A 21,510-nucleotide genomic window follows, 5' to 3' on the forward strand; every position below is an offset into this window, starting at 1 on the left:
ACTCCTGTCACACCAATTCCGGAATTGTGCTCGAACGGAAGCGGGAGGAAGAGACGGGAGGGCGGGGCAGGGAACGAAAAGACTCCCCGCGCACCCGCCAGAGCCCGGTTACCCTTGCTACGTTTCCGTCCTGGGGGAGTTGGCCTGGATGGCGCCACGCGGGGAGCCGTTAACCAGTGTACCCGACCAGCCGGGCATGCGATGTGCATGCCCGCGACAGGATGTGCATCCGCGCAACACCTCCTGGACGGGGTTGCGCCCGGCGACCGCACGGGGTTTGACTGAACGTTCGGGAACATCCCGCAGACGAACGGACGAGGAGACGACATGTCGAGAGTGGTCATCGCAGGCGGACACGGAACGATCGCACAGCACCTCCAGCGGTTGCTGGTCGAAGCGGGACACGAAGCGGTCGGGATCATCCGCAACCCGGATCACGTCGCCGACCTCGTCGAGATCGGATCGAGTCCCGTCGTCCTCGACCTGGAGTCGATCAGCGCAGACCAGTTGGCGATCGAACTCCGCGGGGCCGACGCGGTGGTCTTCGCCGCCGGAGCCGGACCGAACAGCACGGCCGAGCGCAAGTTGACGGTCGACCGCGACGGAGCGATCCTGCTGGCCGATGCCGCGGAACTCGCGGGCGTCCCCCGGTACGTGCTCGTCTCGGCGATGAGCGCCGACGATTTCGACCCGGACTCCGACGACATCTTCCAGGTGTACCTGCGGGCGAAGGCGGAAGCCGATGCGAACGTGCGCGCACGAGGAATCGACTGGACGATCGTGCGCCCAGGCGGTCTGACGAACGACCCCGGGACGGGCCTCGTCGAAGCCGCGGAAACGCTCTCCCGTGGGTCGATCCCCCGCGAGGACGTCGCCGCCGTCCTGCTGTCCCTCATCGAGACGGGTGCGGCATCACAGACCCAGTTCTCCCTGATCGGCGGCACGACCCCCATCCCAGAGGCCCTCGCCGCCCTCTGACCCGCCAGCCCCGGCCCCGGCTCCGCCCCCGGCTCGCGAGGGGTCGCATATCGCTAGTAAGCTGGACGCCCGACTAGCCATCTGCGACCCCTCGCAGGCCGGGAGGACGGGCAAAGGGGCGACGGTTCGAACCAGACGGTTAGGATCGGAGCACGTGAACCCGATGCGATGATGCACACGGCGGACCCCTGAAGCGAGGTCGGACATGGACGAACGCTACGATCCCGCGTACCAACGCGGCTCGACGACCGAACCAGCCCAGCAACCGAAGACGCGCTCCGGAGGCCGAGCACGCGAGACAGCCGCTCACCCGCGCAAGCATCCCCTCCACGAGACCGAGCACTGGCAACCAGCAGGCGGTCGCTCCACCGCCCCGCACCTGGACACCGCCGATTCAGCGGGTCCGCACGCGTTGATCGGCTCAGCCGTCGGATCCGAAACCGATACGAACTCGGGCGCAGAGGGCATCGACGTCTTCCGCCCACTCGGCATCGTCGAGGACGACGTTCCCGCCGAGATTCCCCACGTGGCGCCGGCGTCCCGCCAGTCGTTCGCTGCACCGTCCAACGCGCTGAGACCGATCGGCCGAGGCGATGACGCCGCCTCGAGGGGCATGTTCGCGGGTGCGACGATCGGCCGTGACCCAGCATCCGGTCCCCGCGCGAGTGCGGGCGCAGGCATCGGCGCGCGCCCGCACGGCACGGGCTCCAACGGCACCAGCATCGGCTCCGGCTCCGGCAGCACGCGTCCCGGCACCGTCCATGCCTCCGATGCCGGCGACCTCGATGCGATCGGCGCCGACGATTTCGGCACAGCTCACCTCGACGACGACCAGACGGCCCGCACGCGCAACCCGTGGGAGGGGGCGCTCTGGGTGATCGGCATCGCGCTCGTGGTCTTCGGCGCCTTTGCCCTGTGGCAGTCAGTGCAACGCTCGATGTACGGATGGTCGGGCGAGACCGGCCCACCGGACGACTTCCTCACCAACCTGTATCTCGGGGAGCTCGCGCCTGGCGTCATCGCCATCGGCCTCGCCACGATCGTCGGCCTCCTCTTCCGACGCCTGTTCGCCCACGACCGCAGGAGCCGGCCATGACCGATCGCCTCACCGACCACGAACGTCTCTACAGCGTCCCAGGCACGAACGGCGTCCCGGATTCGAGCGCACCGGACACCAGCGCGGACACGAGCGACCTGGAGGCCGACGACCCGACTGGGCGCACGGGCCTCACTGCGGAGACCTTCCGTTCCATGGCGGAACGCGTCCTCGCGAACATCGAACAGGTCCTCGACGGCAAGCCGTACGCGGGCCGCATGGCGCTCATCGTGCTCCTGGCCGAAGGGCATCTCCTCATCGAGGACGTGCCTGGCGTCGGCAAGACGGTCCTCGCGAAGGCCCTCGCCGCATCGGTCAGCTGCACGGTCCGTCGCATCCAGTTCACACCGGACCTCCTCCCGTCCGATGTCACGGGCGTCTCGGTCTTCAACCAGGTGGACCGCGAATTCGAGTTCAAGCCGGGCGCCGTCTTCGCGAACATCGTGATCGCGGATGAGATCAACCGGTCCTCCCCCAAGACGCAGTCGGCGCTCCTGGAGTCGATGGAGGAACGGCAGGTCACAGTGGACGGCGAGACGCATCCGCTGCCCACCCCGTTCTCAGTCGTCGCCACCCAGAACCCGTTGGAGATGGAGGGGACGTACACGCTCCCCGAAGCGCAGCGCGACCGCTTCATGGCCCGCATCTCGATGGGGTACCCGGATGCGGCGTCGGAGGCGGCGATGCTGCGCCAGCGCGACACGGTGAACCCGCTCGAAACCATCACGGCCGTCGTCACCCGCACCGAGGTGGAGCAGCTCATCGACTGGGCTCGCGGTGTGTACGTGTCGCCGATCGTGGAGCAGTACTGCGTCTCGCTCGTCCAGGCGACGAGGCACCACCCGGAGCTGCGCCTCGGCGCGAGCCCGCGTGCGACCCTGCAGCTCGTGCGAGCCGCGAAGGTACTCGCCGCACTCGAAGGCCGCGAGTTCGTGCTGCCGGACGACGTCAGCCACCTCCTCGCCCCCGTCCTCACGCATCGGCTGATCCCCACACGTCGCGCCGTGAGCGCCCACGACCGTTCCGGCGCGCAAGCCGTGACCGACGTGCTCCACGACATCCTCGGCGCCACTCCCGTCCCGCACTCCGGCCGGACCGACTAGGTCGAACCATGACCGCCACGCAGCGCGCCGCCGACAGGTCGATGCGACGAGGCCCGCGATCCAGGGGACGACTGGGCCCGTTCACCCCTCGCGCCGTCGGTGTCATCGTGGCGGCGGTCGTCTGCGTGATCGCCGCACGTGAGCTGGGATCGCAGGAACTCCTCGCCTTCGCAGGACTGCTCGTCGCCCTCGTCGCGGCGAGTTTCGGCTCCGTCTATCTCGGCCACGGATCGCTGCGGGTCTCGCGGACGACGGAACCCGATGTCGTGAGCGTGGGCGAGCAGACGGAGATCCGCGTCGAGATCACCGAGACGAGCGCACTCCCCCACAGCCGCACGGAATGGAAGGACACGGTCCCGGCCGGGCTGCGGGGCGCCGCGAGCGGGATCCTGCCGGGCACGAGCGCATCGACGGGCCTCACCTCCCGCACGCGGGTCGCCGCGTACCGGGTCCTCGCAGTGCGCCGCGGCGAGCACGTCGTCGGTCCGCTCGCCCTCGCCGTCCGCGACCCGTTCGGCCTCGTCATCAGGCGCCGCAGCGTCGGCGAACGGCACACGGTGACCGTGCTCCCGGAAGTCTTCGAACTGCCGGAGATCCCCGCGCTCACGGCGAGCCGGGACGGGTCGACGAAACCGGCTCCGCTCCACGCGGGTGTCGGCGAGGACGACCTCATCGCCCGCCCGTACATCCCCGGCGACACCATCCGCCGTCTGCACTGGCGCGCGAGCGCCCACCGCGGCGAGCTGATGGTGCGCCAGGAGGAGCACCGCAACAACCCCGAAGCGACTCTCGTGATCGATACGACCGCGGCGCACTGGCGCTGGCCGGGCGACCGCGCGGACCTCCTCCCCTCCTTCGAGCGCGCCGTCTCGCTCACCGCGTCGGTCGCCGCGCACCTCGTCGACGCCGGCTACCGGATCGGCCTCCTCGGCGCCGGAAGCGACGAGCTGTCACGCGACATCGGCGGATCGGATGCGGACGACGGGATCGATGCGGCGATGCTCGACCTGGCCGTCCTCGAACCCTCCACCGAGGACAGCCGTTTCCTGGATCTGGCGCCCGCCATCGCGAGTCGGCGAGCGCAGCCGCTCGTCGTGGTGCTCGGCGACGTGGACGAGACCGATGCCTCCGACCTCGCCGCGCTCGCGAAGCTCTCTCCCCTGCCCATCGCACTGCTGCCGTCCGGTGCCGCGCATCGGTCGGTCGACATCCTCGAGCTCGCGGGCTGGCGATGCCACGTCGGCTCCCGGAACGACGATTTCGCGTCGCTCTGGCTGGGGACGGCCAGGCGCCCGGAGACGACGACGGGGCAGAACCGATGAGCGTGCAGGGGACGGACGTCCGAGGGCGAGCCGGGAGTGGCGACGGGGGTATCGGCGGCACTGGCGGCGGCAGCGTTGGTGGCGGACGTTCCGATGATGCGCGGCGGACGAACCGCGGGCAGCGCGCGGAAGGCGACGCACCGCGCTCACGGCGACACCCCCGCGACGACCGCAACACCGACGGCGACATCCGACTCGGCGTCGCCGCATTCGTCCTGCTCGCCGCGGGCGGCCTCGGCTTCGGTCGCGTGCTCGAACGGCTCGACTGGTGGTTCGTCGCACTCCTCGTGATGGGTCTCGTCATCACCGCCGCGATCCTCCTCCGCAGGACCCGCCTGCATCCCGTTCTCACCTGGATCGGCGTGGTCGCCGCCTGGCTCGTGACCGTCACGGTCATGTTCGCCTCGACGACGGCGCTGCTCGGGATCATCCCGACGCCCACGACGTTCATGACCTTCGCCGTCCTGCGCGACGCCGGATTCCAGGCGTTCCGCGACGGCGCCGCGCCCCTGGAGACCTCGACCGGGGTCATCTTCCTCATGGCGGCGGGCGGCGGTCTCGTGACGATCGTCGTCTCCGCGCTCGTGCTCGCCCTGCACCGGCCGGTGCTCGCGGGCATCGCGGTCGTCGCCGTCTACGCGGCCCCGTCGGTCGCCGTGCAGTTCGACATGAACGGATTCGTGTTCATCGCCGTCGCCGCCGCCTTCCTCTGGATGCTCCGCGAGGACGTCAAACGACGCGATCGCTTGGAGATGCCGGCCAACAGCAAACTGCCCGGAGGCGCCGGACCGACCGCCGTGGTGAGCATCATCGCGATCGTCGCCGCCCTCCTGACCCCCGCAGTCCTGCCCGGGCTCGCCGCGCGCGACACCGCTGCCGGCGCGCGCGGATCGGGCCCGTTCGTCGGGGGCATCAATCCGATGATCTCCCTCGGCCAGAGCCTCCGGCGCCCCCAGAACACGACCGCGCTCCAGTACACGACCACGGCGGGGAGCGCGCCGTACCTCAAGGTCACCGACCTGAACGAATTCAGCGGCGCCGTGTGGGGGCCGGACAACTCCGGGTACGCCGTCGGCAACAACGTCGCCGAATTCCCCGCGCCTCCCGGGCTCGGCGGTGACATCACGACCGACGAGTACACGACCAAGATCACGATCGACGCTCTCGCGAGCCCCTGGCTGCCCGTCCCGTACCCGACGAGATCCGTCACCGGCCTGCAGGGCGATTGGCGATGGGAGGGTGCCGGACTCACCGCGATGTCGCGCGACTCGTCGACCAATCAGCAGACGTACACGACGACGAGCCTCGACGTGCAACCGACCGCGCAGCAGATGCGCAGCGCTCCACCCGTCGCCGATGCGGCCGCGGCGGCGCCCTACCTGCAACTGCCCGAGAACCTGCCGCCCATCATCCTGCAGACCGCGCTCGACGTGACGGCGACGGCATCGACCGACTACGACCGCGCCATCGCCATGCAGCGCTACTTCCGCGGCAACTTCGAATACTCCGAGACGGCTCCGGTGGAAGAGGGCTTCGATGGGAGCGGGGCGGCGGTCATCGCGACGTTCCTCGAGAAGAAGACCGGCTACTGCGTCCACTTCTCCTCCGCGATGGCCGTGATGTCGAGGCTGCTGGGCATCCCGGCACGCATCGCCATCGGTTACCTGCCCGGCAACGCCGCAGCGGACAGCACGGCGACCGGCAAGCAGGCCGTGTACGTCGTGACGTCCAACCAGTTGCACGCGTGGCCGGAGCTGTACTTCGAGGGGATCGGCTGGGTGCCGTTCGAGCCGACCGCGAGCCGCGGGACGGCGACGGCGTTCGCCGACGCGAGCACCGCAGCACCCGGGAGCGTCGACCTCGGCGCCGGTGCGCGCCCGGCTCCGACCGCCGACCCGTCCGTCCCCGCCGACCGCGGCACGACCGGCACCACCCAGGCGGGAACCACGAGCGGCCTGTCCGCAGCTGTGCTGCCCGTCGGCATCGTGCTCGGCGCCCTGATCGTGCTGCTCGTCCCGTTCCTCGTCCGTCGGTTCGAGCGGGAGGTGCGGATCCGTCGTGGGCGTCGCGGTCGGGCTCCGGCCGGCGCCGCGTGGGCGGAGTTCCTGGACTCCGCCGTGGATCTCGGCTTCCCGGTGTCGACGACCGAGTCGCCGCGCGGGTTCGTCCGTCGGCTCGGATCGCAGTTCGAGGTTCGCGGTGAGGCCATCGATCGGCTCCTCGCCGCCGTTGAGGCCGAGAGCTATGCCGGCGGTGGGGCCGTGAGTTCTGGTGCGGGCTCGGGCGCTGACTCCGGCTCGGCTTCGGGCTCCGGTTCGGGCTCGGGCTCTGGTTCGGGCTCTGGCTCCGGCTCGGGTTCGGGCTCGGGTTCGGGCTCTGGCTCCGGCTCCGGCTCGGGCTCCGGCTCTGGCGTCATCGACGGTGTTGCTCAGGAGGAGCTCGAGGCGACCCTGCGCGCATCGATCGGTGTGCTGCGATCCAGCAGCACCGGCGTCGAACGCCTCCTCGCGACGTTCCTCCCCCGGTCGCTCGTCCTCCGTCCGCGTGACGAGCCCGTCCCCGGTGCTCCTGCCCCCTGATGACTGGCCCCTGGACGTTGCACAATTCAGGAACATCAGCACGATTCAGGATGATCCAGGCCGCCACGCCGCTCGATCGTCCTGAATTCTGCAAAACCTCCTGAATTGTGGAAGGAGAACGTGGCAGAAACGCGGGGGCGGAGCACGATGTCGGGGCAGGGTGGCACGAGCACGTCTCCAGAACCGGTAGTATGCTCTGAGGCCGTTCCACGGAACAGCCGGCCAGGAGAATTCGCCTAGTGGCCTATGGCGCACGCTTGGAAAGCGTGTTGGGTTAACGCCCTCGGGGGTTCGAATCCCCCATTCTCCGCCAACACAACGAAGCCCCGGACCACCACGGCCCGGGGCTTTCGTGTTCCAACCCCGTCACCGCACAGCACCCACAGACGGGGTCCGAATCCCGAGGCTGCCGCCGACACAACGAAGCCCCGGACCGCCACGGCCCGGGGCTTTCGTGTTCCAACCCCGTCACCGCACAGCACCCACAGACGGGGTCCGAATCCCGAGGCTGCCGCCGACGAACGCACGACGAAGCCCCGGACCACACAAGTCCGGGGCTTCGTTGTTGCAGCGAGCTCAGCTCACGTCAGCGCCACGTCAGCGCCTGACCTCGGCGTTGACGGGCCGCGGGATGAGGAACGACATCGCGAGCGCGACACCGATGATGACCGCTCCGGCCACGAGACCCGCGACATACCCGGCGGGTGATGCCGCATCGCCCGTCGTGAACGCATCCTTCGCCGCGTAGATGACCACGAAGCTGAGCCCCGCGCCGAGGTTGATGCCGCCCGTGTTGAGCCCGGGCAGCGACCCGGGGCTCTCCTTCGGTGACAGGACGACGCCGAGTCCGTTGAGCATGATGTTGCCGATGCCCGCATACGTGATGCCGACGGCGATCGACAGCAGCAACAGCACCAGGCGGATGTCGGTCTCGACGTTGAGGATGATGAGCCCGATCCCGACGACGGTTCCCGCGAGTCCGACGCGCAGCATCTGCAGGTAGCCGAACGTCGCCGCAAGTCGTCCGCTGATCGGCCCCATCAGAAGACCCGCGAGCGCGTACGGCATCAGGATCCACCACGACACCTCTTCAGCGCTCATCCCGAGCCCGACCGTCTGATCCTGGGCGAGGGCGGGGACGATGCCGTTCATCACGGCGAACACGCCGGTCAGAGTGAGGAGCGAGGTGGCGACGAGTGCCCACGTCGAGCGCTGTTTGAGTTGCTCGATCGCGACGAGCGGGGCAGCCACACGCGATTCGGTGCGCCAGAAACCCCAGAACGATGCGGCGCCCACGACGACGAGGACGATCACGAGCACCCAATCGGCGTCGGCTAGTCGACCCATCTCGTTGAGGGCGATGAGCAGGGCGCCCACCGACACGACGATGAGCGCGGTTCCCGCCCAATCCATCTTCGACGTCTGCGCGGCTTTCGATTCCGGAGCGAACACGAGCACGAGCACCGCTGCGATGCCGGCGACGACGGTCATCGTCCAGAAGATCGACTCGAATCCGTGGTTGGTCGCGAGGTACCCGCCTGCGAGGGCGTCGACACCCGCGATGCCGCCGTTGACAGCGGTGAGGACGCCGAGCAGCGTGCCGAACTTCCGCGGCTCCGTGACGACGGCGCGCAGCATGATGAGGCACAGCGGCACGACCGGGCCCGAAGCGCCCTGGATGATGCGGCCGATGAGCAGCATCGTCACGTTCGTCGCGAGAGCAGCGATGACGCAGCCGATCGCCATGAGGACGAGCATGCCGATGAGGACACGGCGACGGCCGATGAGGTCGCCGAGGCGCGGCAGGAAGAGGGTGAAGAGCGCGGCGGCGGTGAAGAACGCGGTCTGCGTCATCGCGATCTGCGAGCTCGTCGCGTCCAGTGCATGTTCAAGGGTGACGAGCGCGGGGCTCAGCATGCTTGCGTTCAGCTGGAAGGCGACACACGCGGACAGCAGTGCGGCCATGAGCGCGCCGACGCGGACCGCCGTGCGCGGAGGGGTGACGACGTCCGTCATGAACGGGCTCCCGTCGCTGCTACGCGCTGGGGTGAACGCGAGTCGGATTGGGGCATTGCTGTCTCCACTTCATCGTGACATGGGTCGGGTCCTCAGGACGCCGACCGGTGCCGTTCGGGGCGAGACGACCGTCGGGGGTCGAGCGTTGAAAACACGCTCGTTCGGGCCATTCTGCGTAAACGATTACCCACACCGTATCCTAGAGATCGCCGATGTGGCAATCAACGGGGACGGAGGCGCGGAGTGGCACGAGAGATCGTCCGTCTACAGGACGTCGCCGATGCAGCAGGCGTCTCCATCGCCACCGCCTCGCGCGCACTGACCGGCAAGAACCGTGTCTCGAAGGGCACGATCGCGCATGTCAAGCGCACTGCGGAGCGAATGGGCTACCAGGTCAACACGATCGGCCGCGCGCTCCGCGAGGGCACTGCCCGATCCGTCGGGCTCGTCGTGCCCGTCATCGGCAACCCCTTCTTCGGGCAGCTCGTGCAGTCCATCGAGGACGAACTGCAGAATCACGACCTCGAGCTCATCATCGCGGACTCGCACGGGCTCGTGGAACGGGAGTCCCGGCGGTTGCAGCTGCTCGTCGGCCGTCGCGTCGAGGGGCTGATCGTGGTCCCGTCCGATGCGGAGCACTCGGCCCAGGCGCTCGAGGATGCGTCGGCGACGACCCCGCTCGTTCAGCTCGACCGCCGCGTCGAGGGCATCAAGACCGACTTCATCGGCGTCGACAACGAACTCGCGATGGACCTCATCATCGACCACCTCGTCGAGCAGGGCGTCCGATCGGTCGCGCTCGTCGCCTCCGATGCGACCACCTCCGCAGGGCGGGAACGCCGGAGCGCCTTCGAGCGGGCGACGGCCCGGCGGGGCCTCGCGACGCAGGAGCACATCCTGGACGAGTTCACGCTCGAGTTCGGCAAGCAGGCGGCGCAGGTGCTCCTCGACAGGCCAGCGCTCCCCGACGCCGTCGTGGCAGGCGACGACCTCATCGCGATCGGCCTCGTGACCGCACTCAAACGGGCCGGCGTGATCGTGCCGCGCGACATCCTCGTGACCGGATTCGACGGGACGATGCTGTCGGAGATCGCGGATCCGCCGCTCACGACCGTGGTGCAGCCGTTCGCGGAACTCGCCCGCGAGGCGACGCGCGCGCTCGTCCGCCGATCGAGCGAACGCGACGCACCGACGATCTACAGCCGCATCGCTCCGGAACTGATCGTCCGGCAGTCCACGCAGCGCTGACCCCTCCTCAGCTCGCGCGGTGTCACAGATGGCTAGTCCGACCCCCGTGCACGAGCCATCTGCGACGCCTCGCGAGCCGGGAAGAAGGGGTCGTCAGGGGCGGGCGGCTACTTGAGCGTGGCGATCGCGGACTCGACGAGCGACCAGAACCTGGCCACGTCGAGCTGCAGCGCGACGTCGGCGTTGGGCTCGCGCTTGAGCATGTCGTGGAGGTCGACCGACGTCGCGCCGGACGTGTGCTCGCCCTTCGTCTCCACGTCGATGCGGGTGCGCTGCGTCGTCGCGACCGCGCGATCGATCGCCATCGCCACCGCCACCGGATCGTGGAGCGGGCCTTCCGGCATCCCCTCGACGGCGTCGTAGGACGCACAGAAGAACCGCAGCAGGTCAACGCCGAACGCACCCGTCTCGTTGCCGATCGCACCGATCCGCTCGATGACGTCGGTGGTGATGAGCGCCTGGTGGGTGATATTGAGGCCCACCATGGTGAACGGGATGCCGGAGCGCACGACGATGTCCGCCGCTTCCGGATCCGCCCACGCGTTGAACTCCGGGTAGGCACCGACGTTGCCGCGGCCCGTCGAGCCGCCCATCCAGATGATCTCCTTGATCGACGACCGCAGCTCGGGGTGGGCTGCGAGGAACATGGCGATGTTGGTGAGCGGGCCGGTCGGGATGAGGGTGACGGGTACGTCGGATGCGCGGAGCACGTCGGCGATGAGTTCGACGGCGGTGCGCGGGTCGACGGGCACGGTCGGCTCCGGGAGGACCGGGCCGCCGAGCGCGTTCTCGCCGTGGATCCAGGCGCCGGGGACCAGTTCGCGTTCGAGCGGTTTCGCTGCGCCGGCCGAGATCGGGACGCCTTCGATGCCGGCGACCGTGCAGGCGATGCGAGCGTTCATGGTCGTGTGCTCGAGATAGCCGTTGCCGCTGACCGTGGTGATCGCCTTGAGGTCGAGGTCGGGGTTTCCGGCGGCGAGCCAGATGGCGAACACGTCGTCGTGGCCGGGGTCGCAGTCGAGGATCACTGGGGTGGGCATGGGACACTCCTTCGTCTCAGGGCCCGGAGACGGGCTCCTTTGCGTAAACGATTGCATTAACTCCGCCCGCCGTCAAAACGCGTCCGCCCATCGTCGTCGAGTACTGCCGAGGTGAGGCTTCCGGTTGGTCCGGGCGCCCAAAAACTACCGGAAGCCTCACCTCGGCGGAATCACGGGGAGGGGCGAGGCAGACAGACAGACGGGGCAGGCAGGGGTCAGGCCGGGGTCGCGGGAGTCGCGTCGTCGTAGATCTGCACGAGACTCTGCAGGAAGCCCTCGACGACCGCGAGTTTGGCATCACCCATCGACGCGATGAGCTCCTCGACCCCCTCGATGAGCGGGGCCACCCGCCCGTGCGCCTCCTCTGCGGACTCCTCGGACGCGGTGACGACGAGCTTCCGCCCATCGGACGGATGCCGCTCACGCCGGATGTGCCCCGCGGACTCCAGTCGATTGAGGACGAGGGTCATCGCCGCGGTCGAGATCTCGAGGCGATGCGCGAGCTCGGTCGGGGTAGAGGGCCCGGAGGACAGGAGGTGATCCATGGCATCCAGTCCGGCGGCATCCACGTCGAGCTGCTGAGCGACGGCACGCTCGAACCGCTGCTGCCTGATCGTGAGCTGCTGGAGCCTCGCCCGAATGTCGCCCTCCTCGACGGGCCGACCGTCGCGGCGAGCGGCCGCACGATCGTCACGACTCACACGATCGTCACGACTCACACGATCGTCGCGACTCGCACGACCGTCACCATCCTCGTGTTCATGTCGAACCGCGCGCGCGGACCGGCCGACGCCATCGCTCGCACGCTCATTGCGATCGTCGGTCGGGTTGACAGGCATGTCCCCCATGGTAATACTCGAACTTGCTAATCTCATTGATAATCAACACTCACGATTACCGATGCGAGGCGTCGCCGAGGTCACACACGATCCGAAGCGAGCACCCATCTCCCCACGACCCCAGACGGAGCCCCATGACCACTCGCCGCGTCCTCATCTCCGGAGCCAGCATCGCCGGTCCCGCTCTCGCGTTCTGGCTGCATCGCGCGGGTATCGAGACCACGATCGTCGAGCGCGCACCTGAACTGCGCCGAGGTGGACAGAACGTCGACGTGCGCGGTGCCGGCCGAGAGGTCGCGCGGCGGATGGGGATCGAGGACGAGGTCAGAGCCGCGACGACAGGCGAAGCCGGCGTGCGGTTCGTCGACGCCCGCGACCGGGTGAAAGCCGCCTTCCCGGCCGGCACCTCCGACACGGCCGGTCCCACGGCGGAGGTCGAGATCCTCCGCGGCGACCTCGCCGGCATCATCGTCGAGGCCACGAAGGGCTCGACCGACTACGTGTTCGGCGACCGCATCACCGCCCTCCGGGAGACCCCGGCGAACGACCAGGGCGGTGGCTCCGTCACCGCGAGCTTCGACCACGGCGAAGACCGCACCGCCGATGTCGTCGTCGCGGCCGACGGCATCGGATCATCCACCCGTCGACTCGTCTTCGGCGGCGAACCCCGCATCCGCCAGCTCGGCATGTACACGGCGTACTTGACGATCCCGCGCGCCGAGACGGACAGCGCATGGGCCAGGTGGCACAACGCGACAGGCGGCCGGACGATGACGCTCCGCCCGGACAACGTGGGAACGACGCGCGCGACGTTCTCGTTCCTGTCCGAACCGCAGGGGTACGAGCGCCTCGACCCGGAGGCGCAGAAGGACGTCCTCCGCCGCAAGTTCGCCGATGTCGGTTGGGAGGCGCCGCGGATCCTGGCCGCGCTCGACGGTGAGACCGACATGTACTTCGAAGCGATCGGGCAGGTGCACGCGCCGCGGTGGACGCACGGCCGCGTCGCGCTGCTCGGCGATGCCGGCTACTGCGCATCGCCCATCAGCGGGATGGGGACGAGCCTCGCCCTCGTCGGCGCGTACGTGCTCGCGGGCGAGCTGGCGACCCATGCCGATCATCGCGATGCCTTCGCCGCCTACGAGCGCGTGATGCGGCCGTACGTCGAGAAGGCGCAGCAGCTGCCGCCGGGTGCCCCGCGACTCGCGAACCCGAAGTCGCGTGCGGGGATCGCACTCTTCAATGCCGCGTTGGCAGTCGCGGCGAATCCGGTCGTGTCGCGCATCGGTGGTCGTTTCTTCTCGCCGCCCGCCGATGAGGTGTCACTGCCGGACTACCCGGCGTTCGCGGCGCGCGCCTGAGGTTCGGTGCGTCTCGGCCGCGCGGGCGAGTTCCCCGTGTCCCGCTCCCCGCACGCCCGAGGCCCCCTGCGCCGAGGTGAGGCTTCCGGTTGTCCCGGGAGCCCGTGAGCAACCGGAAGCCTCACCTCGGCAGTTCCTACGCAGCGGCGGGCTCATGGGACAGAGTCGTTGGACGGCGTGAGCGCGGGTCCGAGCCGCGGTCGCGCCCCGGATACGACCCGGGCCGGCGGCGCAGCACCGCGTACGCGCGAGCGCATCGCGCTGACCCCACCCCGAGGTACGGCGAAACGGACAGACTTCACTCGGTTTCGGACATCCGTTTTCCGATGAACCGCGGAAAACCGCCAATGTGGGTCACTCGACCCACTTGTCCCCCACAAGGCGGGTTGTGTGGGACCGGGCCCCAGGCCACGATGGTCTCTGGGGAAGGCGGGGACCATGGTTGAGCGAGACGATTCACACGTCGTCGTCCGACCCCATTCGAAGACGTTCCGGAGCGCTGTCGTCAGCACGATCGTGCTCGTGGTACCCGTCTGGGCCGTCTCGTTCTGGCTCACCGGACCAGACTTCAGCGACGCGAAGATCTGGGTCGTGGTCGTCGGCTGCATCGGCCTCGCCGTGCTCGCCTGCATGGGCGTCCTGGCCGCACGCCGCAAGATCGTCGCCGGGAACGACGGGTTCACCGAACGTCGGTTCTTCGGACCGACGACCGTGATCCGCCGCCAGGACATCGGCCGCACGATCCTCTTCGAGTTGAGCGATCCCGGATCCTCGACGACCACCGCACAGCTGTTCGTATGCGATGCCAACGACCGCCCGCTCCTGCGGATGCGCAGCGATCTGTGGAGCCGCGACAGTATCGATGCGCTCGTCGCCGCCTACGACGGACCCATCGAACGGCCCAAACGTTCACTCACGATGACCGAGCTGCGCACGGAGCACCCCGGACTGCTCAACTGGGCCGAACGACGACTGCCGTTCACACGCCCCGAGATCCTCTGAGGCGACCCGCTCCAGTCGCCCGGGTCATCCAACCGGAACCGCCTAGAGTTCCTTCGCGTACCAGACCGGACCGTCGGGATCGCCGACGCGCGTGAAGCCCGTCCGCTCGTAGAAACGGTGCGCTCCCGTGTTCCGACGGTCGACGCCCAGGTGCACGCCGCGGACGCCGCGCTCGCGCAGCTCCTCGGTGAACCGTTCGATGAGCTGGCGGCCGAGCCCCTGTCCCTGCGTCACGGGCAGGAGGTCGATGTGCAGGTGCGCCGGGTACCGTTCGACGATGTCGGCTGGGGCGGATTCGAAGTCGGCTGCGGACGCGATGATGGACGCCTCCCGCTCGGAGACGGGTGGAGCGGAATCACCGTCGGCAGCAGGACCGGCATCGGCAGCTCCCGCTGCAGCGGACGCCGCATACTTGTCGGCCACGGTCGGCCACCACTCGGTACGGAACCACTCGGTGTAGGCCGCGCTATCTGCGGTACCCAGCACGTAGCCGATCGCGCCGTCTCCGTCGTCGACGAGGAGGACGAGGTCGGGATCGTGCACGAGATACGGGCCCGCGTAGATGTCCGGCAACAGGTCGTCATTGCGGAACAGGCCCGTCGCATCGGTACCGGAATCGCCCGTCTCCACACAGATGCGGTACACGTCGTCATGGTCTGTGGGGCGATACGCGCGGATCTCGGTCACTCCGCAAGCCTAGCCCCGCGGGTACGCTGGCCGAATGAGGTGGGCGCCGGGGAACATGCAGGAGTCGGTCGACCGATGGGGCCTCGTCCCGGACGGCGAACGGTTCTCCACCCGATCGAGCGAGCTGCTGCCCGTCCTCCACGACGGCCGGCCGGCGATGCTGAAGGTCGCCTTCGTCGAGGAGGAGGCGCTCGGCGGGTTCGTCTTGGCCGCGTGGGACGGCCATGGAGCGGCGCAGGTCTTCGAGGCCGACGAGCACGCCGTCGTCGTCGAGCGTGCCGTGAGCGGTCGCGACCTCGCAGCGTTGACCGCTGACGGACGGGACCTCGATGCCGTCGGCATCCTCTGCGACACCCTCGCGACCCTGCACGCAGGGTCCGCCGCGGCGCTCCGACGGTTGGACGAGCGCGTGGGCGGCGGGACAGGATCCGGCCACCACGTGAGCAGCGCGGCGCGGCCCGAGGAACCGACGGAACGGACGCTGCCCGCCCAACCGGTGCCACTGCGCACCTGGTTCCGCGACCTGGCGACACGAGCTGCGGCGCACCCCGACGATGACGGCGGGTTCTGGACGCGTGCCTGGGAGGCAGCCGACCGACGACTGTCCGCCACCTCGCACGAGGACATCGTGCTTCTCCACGGCGATCTACACCATAAGAACGTCCTCGAATTCGCGGCAGGCGATTGGCGTGCGATCGACCCGAAAGCGATCATCGGCCATCGCGCCTTCGATTACACGAACATCTTCTGCAACCCTGATGCGGCGACTGCGGCCGACCCCGAACTGTTCCTCGACCGCGTCGCGCTCGTGAGCGCACGCGCGCGAATCGACCGCGGCGAACTCCTCGAGTGGATCATCGCATGGAGCGGCCTGTCCGCGGCCTGGCACGTCACTGACGGACGAGCGGACCGCGCCGCGGAGATCATCGGCGGCGGGTCGCTCGCCGAGCTGGCGCTCGCGCGGGTGCGGAGGTAGGGCGCGTTTACTGACGTCTTCTCGTGCTGTACTACTTTTCCGCTGCGCGTTTACTGACGTCTTCTCGTGCTGTACTTCTTTCCCGCTGCGCGTTTACTTACGTCTTCTCGTGCTGTTCTTTTTTCCCGCTGCGCGTTTACTTACGTCTTCTCGTGCTGTTCTTTTTTCCCGCTGCGCGGCTCACTTACGTCTTCTCGTGCCGAAGATGCCCTCAACAACACCCGTCAGGATCGACTGCGTCGCCTTCGAGTTGAAGATCTCCTCGAGCGGACTCTTCGGCTGCTTCGCGGACGTGCGACGGGTCGTGCCCGCGGTCTTCCGCAGGAGCCTCTCGTACTCGGCATCGGCCTTCTTCTGCGCGGCCGCCTGCTGCTTGTCGGCCGCGGCCTGCTGCTTCGCGAGCTCCGCGGCGATCTTCTGCCGCTCGGCCTCGGCCTCAGCGACCGCCGTCGCCTGATTCGCGGCTTCGAGCTTGGCGGTGAGGATCTCCCTCGCGGATTCGCGATCAATCGGCGTCCCGTACTTCGCGAGGAGCGGCGATGACGCGACCGCGGCATCGATCGCGGCATCCGGCGACGGCGACATCAGCCCCTGCGGCGCCCGCAGACGCGTCCAGGCGACCGGCGACGGCGCACCCTTCTCGTTCATGACCGTCACGACCGCTTCACCGGTGCCGAGCGACTGCAGGACCTCACCGAGGTCGTAGCCGGACTTCGGATACGTGGAGACGGTTGCCTTGAGCGCCTTGGCATCGTCCGGGGTGAACGCGCGGAGGGCGTGCTGGACGCGCGAACCGAGCTGCGCGAGCACTTCGCTCGGCACATCCTTCGGCGTCTGCGTGACGAAGAAGATGCCGACGCCCTTCGATCGGATGAGCCGCACGGTCTGGGTGATCTGCGCGAGGAAGTCCTTCGACGCGTCCTTGAACAGCAGATGCGCCTCGTCGAAGAAGAAGACGAGCTTCGGCTTGTCGAGGTCGCCGACCTCGGGAAGCGTGTTGAAGAGGTCCGCGAGGAGCCACATCAGGAACGTCGAGTACAGCGCGGGCTTGTCCTGAACTCCGGGCACTTCGAGGAGGCTCACGATGCCGCGGCCCGATGGGTCCAGGCGGATGAACTCGGCCGTGTCGATCTCCGGTTCGCCGAAGAACACGTCGGCTCCTTGATCGGCGAAGGTGATGAGCTCCCGCAGGATCACGCCGACGGTCGCACTCGACAGTCCGCCGAGATCCTTGAGCTCCGCCTTACCCTCGTCGCTCGCGAGGAACGTGAGGACGGCGCGGAGGTCGCTCAGGTCGAGGAGCGGAAGTGCGGCCTTGTCGGCGTAGTGGAAGACGAGGCCGAGGCTCGACTCCTGCGTGTCGTTCAGGCCGAGGACCTTGCTCAGCAGGATCGGTCCGAAACCGGCGATCGTCGCGCGGATCGGCACACCCTTCCCGAGGCCGCCGAGCGCGAAGTACTCCGTCGGAGTCGCTGCTGGCGTCCAGTCCTGGCCGATCGCCTTCGTGCGCTCGAGGAGCTTCTCGTTGCCCTCACCGGGCGTGGCGATGCCGGAGAGGTCGCCCTTGATGTCCGCCGCGAACACAGGCACACCGTTCGCCGACAACTGCTCCACGAGCCCCTGCAGCGTGCGGGTCTTGCCCGTGCCGGTCGCGCCGGCGACGAGGCCGTGGCGGTTCATCATGCCGAGCGGGATGCGGATCTGCACGCCCGGCAGCGGGTCCGTGTTCATGAGGGCGCCCATCTCGAGCGCTGGGCCCTTCACGACGTAGCCGTCCCGGATCTTGAGGACGTCGTCGAGGCCGAGCGGTCCCGCGCCGATCGTGGCGGCGGTGAGCGTCTCGTCCGTGGCGGGCGCGGCGGCTGCTTGGGTGCCCGCAGTGTCTGGGCCTGCTGGGGTGTCGGCGGTTGGGGCCGTACCCGAGTCGGGAGCTCCGGTTGGCGCAGCGGCAGGCGCTGAGACCGTGGGTTCGCTCGCCGTGACAGCGGGGGTCTCGGTCTGGACCGCGGCCGGTTCAGCGGCACCAGTCGAAGCCTCGGGACCGGCAGCATCGTCTGCGGGTGCTGCGGGCATCGACTCATCGCTCGCTCCGGCATCGGCACCGCTCACATCGGCACCGCTCACATCGGCACCGGCACTCGACGAATCTGCCGTTCCGGCGCTTGCGACGGCGGCCGCGGCCTTCACCCTCGCTGCGGCGAGCGCCGCCTGCGCCTCAGCTGCTTCGAGCTCGGCCTGTGCGTGCGCGGCGGCGGCCTGCAGTGCCGCGATGTCGGGAGTCTCCGGTGGCGTCATGCCCAGAGCCTACCCGCCCCTCCCCCGGCTCGCGAGGGGTCGCAAAGTGCGGGTCGGATGCCGGCGGTACCCGCACTTTGCGACCCCTCGGCAGAGGCGAGTTGGGGATGGGGCGCGGGCTAGCGGGTGCGCTCGTCGAGGTGCCACGGCTGGTCGTATCCGCCCTCGGCCGCGGAAGCCGCCATGAGCGTGAGGAACGGGACGGCGTCGAACGCCTCCGCACCGAGCACGCCACGACCGGACCACTGACCGGTCGACAGGAGCTCCAACGCGATGACCGGGTTCAACGCCGTCTGCCACACGACGCACTGCGCCTCGTACTCGCGCATCGTCCACTCGTTGTCGCTCACGTGGTAGAGGTACACCTCGCGCGGTTCGCCGTCGCGACCCTTGCCGGTGACCCACACCCCGGCGCACGTCTTGCCGGTCATGCGCGGACCGATCGAGGCGGGATCCGGGAGCGATGCCGCCACCACATCCCGCGGCGCGACCTCCACCGGACCGTTCGCCGAACGCACCCGGACGGGCGACGTCGAGTCGAGCCCCAACTGGTGCAGGGTGCGGAGGATGCCGATGAACTCCTCCCCCAGCCCGTACTTGAACGTCACGCGTTTCGCGTCGATCCAGCGCGGCATCAACAGCACTTCCTCGTGCTCGACGTTGACGCACTCGACGTCGCCGATGCCCTCCGGGAACGTGAACACCTCCGGCTCGCTGAACGGCGGGGTCGTGAACCAGCCGGTGTCCTCCTCCCAGACGACGGGCGGGTTCAGGCACTCTTCGATCGTCGTCCAGATGCTGAACGACGGCGCGAAGATCTCATTGCCCTCGTCATCGCGCACCACGAGGTTCGCTCCGTCGCGCACCCCGAGCTCGTCGATCTCCGAGAAGAGGTGGTCGGCGGCGTACCGGGCGAAGACGTCGGACATGCCGGGCTCCACACCCATGCCGACGAGCGCGAGCCGCCCGGCCGCCTCCCAATCGCCCGCCTGCGCGAATTGGTCGTCGCCGAGCTTCACCCCCGTCTGCGCGTGCGGATCGGTGGGATGCGGCTCCGACAGGCTCATCGCCATGTCGAGGTAGTCGGCCCCTGCGGCGAGCGCGCCCGCGAAGACGGTCGGCACGAACTTCGGCTCGACCGCGTTCATCACGTGCGTCACCTCGTGCTCGCGGGCGAGGGCACTGACGCTGTCGGGATCCGATGCGTCGACCTGCGCTGCGACGAACCGAGCGGCGACATCGGCACCGTGCTTGCCCGCGATCCAGGCGATCGTGCGCTCCGCCCGCGACCGGTCGTAGTCGCTCACGACGATGCGTTCGTAGAAGGTGCGGCGGGCGGCGATCTTGGCGATGGCGTCTCCGACGCCCCCGGCGCCGACGAGGAGGATTCTCATGGCGTCACGCTACCGCTGCGGTCCCGGCCGCGCCAGGATTCCGACGAACTGTCCCGCGGCGTCCATCGCCCCAGGAAGACCCCGCCCCTCCCCCGGTGTGTCCCGGCGTGCGCGCGTGTTCACAACTCAGGACGGGTGCGGCGTGTCGTACGCGGCGCGCCGATGAGGCAGCGCGACACGCCGCCACGCTCCTGAGTTGTGAACACACCACGCAGGAGTCGGGAGGGGCCGGGCGGCCGGCCACAGCTCAGGAAGCGACCGCAGCGGGCCTGGGCCTTCGAGGTCGCGGCTCCCTCGAGAGGCGCAACAGCAACGGCGCGGCGAGGATGAGTGCGATGCCGATGCCGAGCAGCAGGCCGCCGATCGTGTCGCTCAGCCAGTGCGCGCCGAGGTAGGTGCGCGACAGCATCATGAGCAGCGTGTACGCGAGGCCGGCGGCCCACACCCAGATGCGCGGGAAGATGATGCCGAGCGCCACCGCCATCGTCGCCGCGTTCGCGCTGTGCCCGGAGGGGAACGAGCCGAAATCGGCGTTGACCAGGATGTCCTCCGGCCGCGATCGACCCACGATGTTCTTCAGCAATTGGACGACGCCGGCACTCGCCGCAGAGGCGAGGGCGAAGTACAGCGCTGCCCACGGCCTTCGGAGGATCAGGAGCAGCGCGATGAACGCCAGCGGGACCACGAAGATCGCGATGATGCCGCCGCCCAGCACGTTCATGAAGAACGCGGCCTGTTCGAGCACGGGCCCACGGGCCTCGAGCATCTCCGACATCCACTCCTCGTCGAAGCCGAACGGCGAGTTCGGTCCGCGCATGTAGATGAGGAGTCCGAGGAGGAGGACGAGGACGACCGCCGTCAGTCCGCTGTAGAGCGGCCACCGGCGCGAGATGCGTGAGGCGACGACCGGGTCAGGATGGACCTCGTCACCGGCCCCCGCCGCCCTCGGTTCGAGCGGCTGGCCTTCGTTCGATTCGGTCCCCGTCATCTGCCCATCATGCCGTGTTCACCCTGAAGACACCCCGGGTGGCGCGGCCGATGGTCATCGGATATGCGCGGCGCGCCGCTCCGCCGGGCCGGGCCCCGCAACCGATCCGCACGGCACCCGTTCGATAATGGGGTGTGCCCCTCGCAGACGACTCCCGATGCCCGTGCCTCAGCGGGGAGACCTACGGCGCCTGCTGCGGGCGATTCCACCGGGGCGATGCGGTCGCGCCGACCGCGGAACGGCTCATGCGTTCGCGCTACTCGGCCTTCGCGGTGGGCGACGCGGACTATTTGCTGGCCTCGTGGCATCGGTCGACCCGCCCGCGGACCATGGATCTCGACCCGTCGATCCGCTGGTTCCGTCTGGACATCCTGTCGACGTCGCGCGGCGGCATGCTCGACACGGAGGGCGTCGTGGAGTTCGAGGCGAGGTATCGCGATGCCGACGGCGCCGGCGCCCAGCATGAAACGAGTCGTTTCGTGAAGGAGCACGGCGCCTGGTTCTACGTCGACGCGCTGTAAAGGCGGACGCCACTCCGTTCGGTGCGCAGTCGTGGTGGGTCGTCGTCACCGACACCCGCCACAACTGC

At 68.9% G+C, this 21,510-nt stretch carries 17 protein-coding genes, 1 tRNA gene and 1 other RNA gene; 11 read left to right on the forward strand and 8 right to left on the reverse strand.

What is annotated here, in order from left to right; genetic code table 11:
• Positions 1–74: 74 nt before the first annotated feature.
• Positions 75–171, reverse strand: an RNA gene (gene ffs, locus ACQ3HB_RS10105) — signal recognition particle sRNA small type.
• Between the two features lie 156 nt (positions 172–327).
• Here ffs and ACQ3HB_RS10110 point away from each other — a divergent pair.
• The 6 genes from ACQ3HB_RS10110 (at position 328) to ACQ3HB_RS10135 (ending at position 7,391) form a co-directional block, all read left to right on the forward strand.
• On the forward strand, positions 328–978 hold the full coding sequence (locus ACQ3HB_RS10110; protein WP_430919920.1) for an SDR family oxidoreductase: 651 nt from the start codon (positions 328–330) through the stop codon (positions 976–978).
• 205 nt (positions 979–1,183) lie between these two features.
• The gene (locus ACQ3HB_RS10115; protein ID WP_430919921.1) at positions 1,184–2,074 is read left to right on the forward strand and encodes a hypothetical protein; all 891 of its coding nucleotides are present in this window, start codon (positions 1,184–1,186) and stop codon (positions 2,072–2,074) included.
• Between the two features lie 155 nt (positions 2,075–2,229).
• Positions 2,230–3,177, forward strand: a complete 948-nt coding sequence (locus ACQ3HB_RS10120) for an AAA family ATPase (protein WP_430920031.1) — start codon at positions 2,230–2,232, stop codon at positions 3,175–3,177.
• 8 nt (positions 3,178–3,185) lie between these two features.
• Positions 3,186–4,499: a DUF58 domain-containing protein gene (locus tag ACQ3HB_RS10125; protein ID WP_430919922.1), complete on the forward strand. Its 1,314-nt coding sequence runs from the start codon at positions 3,186–3,188 to the stop codon at positions 4,497–4,499.
• Positions 4,496–7,078, forward strand: a complete 2,583-nt coding sequence (locus tag ACQ3HB_RS10130; protein ID WP_430919923.1) for a transglutaminase TgpA family protein — start codon at positions 4,496–4,498, stop codon at positions 7,076–7,078. The genes ACQ3HB_RS10125 and ACQ3HB_RS10130 overlap by 4 nt, the downstream gene beginning before the upstream one ends.
• A gap of 225 nt (positions 7,079–7,303) precedes the next feature.
• A tRNA-Ser gene (locus tag ACQ3HB_RS10135) sits at positions 7,304–7,391 on the forward strand.
• A 284-nt stretch (positions 7,392–7,675) separates the two neighbouring features.
• On the opposite strand, the gene uriT is transcribed toward ACQ3HB_RS10135, so the two are convergent.
• Positions 7,676–9,094, reverse strand: a complete 1,419-nt coding sequence (gene uriT / locus ACQ3HB_RS10140; protein ID WP_430919924.1) for a uridine transporter UriT — start codon at positions 9,092–9,094, stop codon at positions 7,676–7,678.
• 243 nt (positions 9,095–9,337) lie between these two features.
• Here uriT and ACQ3HB_RS10145 point away from each other — a divergent pair, with 243 nt between their 5' ends.
• Positions 9,338–10,342 (forward strand): LacI family DNA-binding transcriptional regulator, encoded by a 1,005-nt coding sequence (locus ACQ3HB_RS10145; protein WP_430919925.1) that lies wholly within the window; start codon positions 9,338–9,340, stop codon positions 10,340–10,342.
• 107 nt (positions 10,343–10,449) lie between these two features.
• On the opposite strand, the gene ACQ3HB_RS10150 is transcribed toward ACQ3HB_RS10145, so the two are convergent.
• Both ACQ3HB_RS10150 and ACQ3HB_RS10155 read right to left on the reverse strand, forming a co-directional pair.
• Positions 10,450–11,382 carry a nucleoside hydrolase gene (locus ACQ3HB_RS10150; protein ID WP_430919926.1) on the reverse strand — a complete coding sequence of 311 codons (933 nt, stop codon included), beginning with the start codon at positions 11,380–11,382 and terminating at the stop codon, positions 10,450–10,452.
• A gap of 215 nt (positions 11,383–11,597) precedes the next feature.
• Positions 11,598–12,221: a MarR family winged helix-turn-helix transcriptional regulator gene (locus tag ACQ3HB_RS10155; protein ID WP_430919927.1), complete on the reverse strand. Its 624-nt coding sequence runs from the start codon at positions 12,219–12,221 to the stop codon at positions 11,598–11,600.
• A gap of 134 nt (positions 12,222–12,355) precedes the next feature.
• On the opposite strand from ACQ3HB_RS10155, the gene ACQ3HB_RS10160 reads away from it, so the two are divergent.
• Entirely contained in the window at positions 12,356–13,579 is a 1,224-nt protein-coding gene (locus ACQ3HB_RS10160; protein ID WP_430919928.1) for an FAD-dependent monooxygenase, read from the forward strand.
• A gap of 438 nt (positions 13,580–14,017) precedes the next feature.
• Complete coding sequence (locus ACQ3HB_RS10165; RefSeq protein ID WP_430919929.1) at positions 14,018–14,581, forward strand: hypothetical protein; 564 nt, start codon at positions 14,018–14,020, stop codon at positions 14,579–14,581.
• Positions 14,582–14,623: 42 nt separating this feature from the next.
• On the opposite strand, the gene ACQ3HB_RS10170 is transcribed toward ACQ3HB_RS10165, so the two are convergent.
• Positions 14,624–15,268 carry a GNAT family N-acetyltransferase gene (locus ACQ3HB_RS10170; RefSeq protein WP_430919930.1) on the reverse strand — a complete coding sequence of 215 codons (645 nt, stop codon included), beginning with the start codon at positions 15,266–15,268 and terminating at the stop codon, positions 14,624–14,626.
• Positions 15,269–15,302: 34 nt separating this feature from the next.
• On the opposite strand from ACQ3HB_RS10170, the gene ACQ3HB_RS10175 reads away from it, so the two are divergent.
• Positions 15,303–16,244 carry an aminoglycoside phosphotransferase family protein gene (locus ACQ3HB_RS10175; protein ID WP_430919931.1) on the forward strand — a complete coding sequence of 314 codons (942 nt, stop codon included), beginning with the start codon at positions 15,303–15,305 and terminating at the stop codon, positions 16,242–16,244.
• A 180-nt stretch (positions 16,245–16,424) separates the two neighbouring features.
• Here ACQ3HB_RS10175 and ACQ3HB_RS10180 read toward each other — a convergent pair whose 3' ends face one another.
• The 3 genes from ACQ3HB_RS10180 to ACQ3HB_RS10190 all read right to left on the reverse strand — a co-directional run bounded on the left by ACQ3HB_RS10180 (position 16,425) and on the right by ACQ3HB_RS10190 (position 20,921).
• Positions 16,425–18,317 carry a helicase HerA-like domain-containing protein gene (locus ACQ3HB_RS10180; RefSeq protein WP_430920032.1) on the reverse strand — a complete coding sequence of 631 codons (1,893 nt, stop codon included), beginning with the start codon at positions 18,315–18,317 and terminating at the stop codon, positions 16,425–16,427.
• Positions 18,318–18,658: 341 nt separating this feature from the next.
• Positions 18,659–19,933 carry a saccharopine dehydrogenase family protein gene (locus ACQ3HB_RS10185; RefSeq protein WP_430919933.1) on the reverse strand — a complete coding sequence of 425 codons (1,275 nt, stop codon included), beginning with the start codon at positions 19,931–19,933 and terminating at the stop codon, positions 18,659–18,661.
• Between the two features lie 247 nt (positions 19,934–20,180).
• Positions 20,181–20,921, reverse strand: coding sequence for a phosphatase PAP2 family protein (locus tag ACQ3HB_RS10190; RefSeq protein WP_430919934.1), 741 nt, complete (start codon positions 20,919–20,921; stop codon positions 20,181–20,183).
• A gap of 134 nt (positions 20,922–21,055) precedes the next feature.
• Here ACQ3HB_RS10190 and ACQ3HB_RS10195 point away from each other — a divergent pair, with 134 nt between their 5' ends.
• Positions 21,056–21,442, forward strand: coding sequence for a YchJ family protein (locus ACQ3HB_RS10195; RefSeq protein WP_430919935.1), 387 nt, complete (start codon positions 21,056–21,058; stop codon positions 21,440–21,442).
• The last annotated feature ends 68 nt before the right edge of the window (positions 21,443–21,510 follow it).

Origin of the sequence: Plantibacter lichenum, from assembly GCF_050587525.1 — a bacterium.
GTDB lineage: Bacteria > Actinomycetota > Actinomycetes > Actinomycetales > Microbacteriaceae > Plantibacter.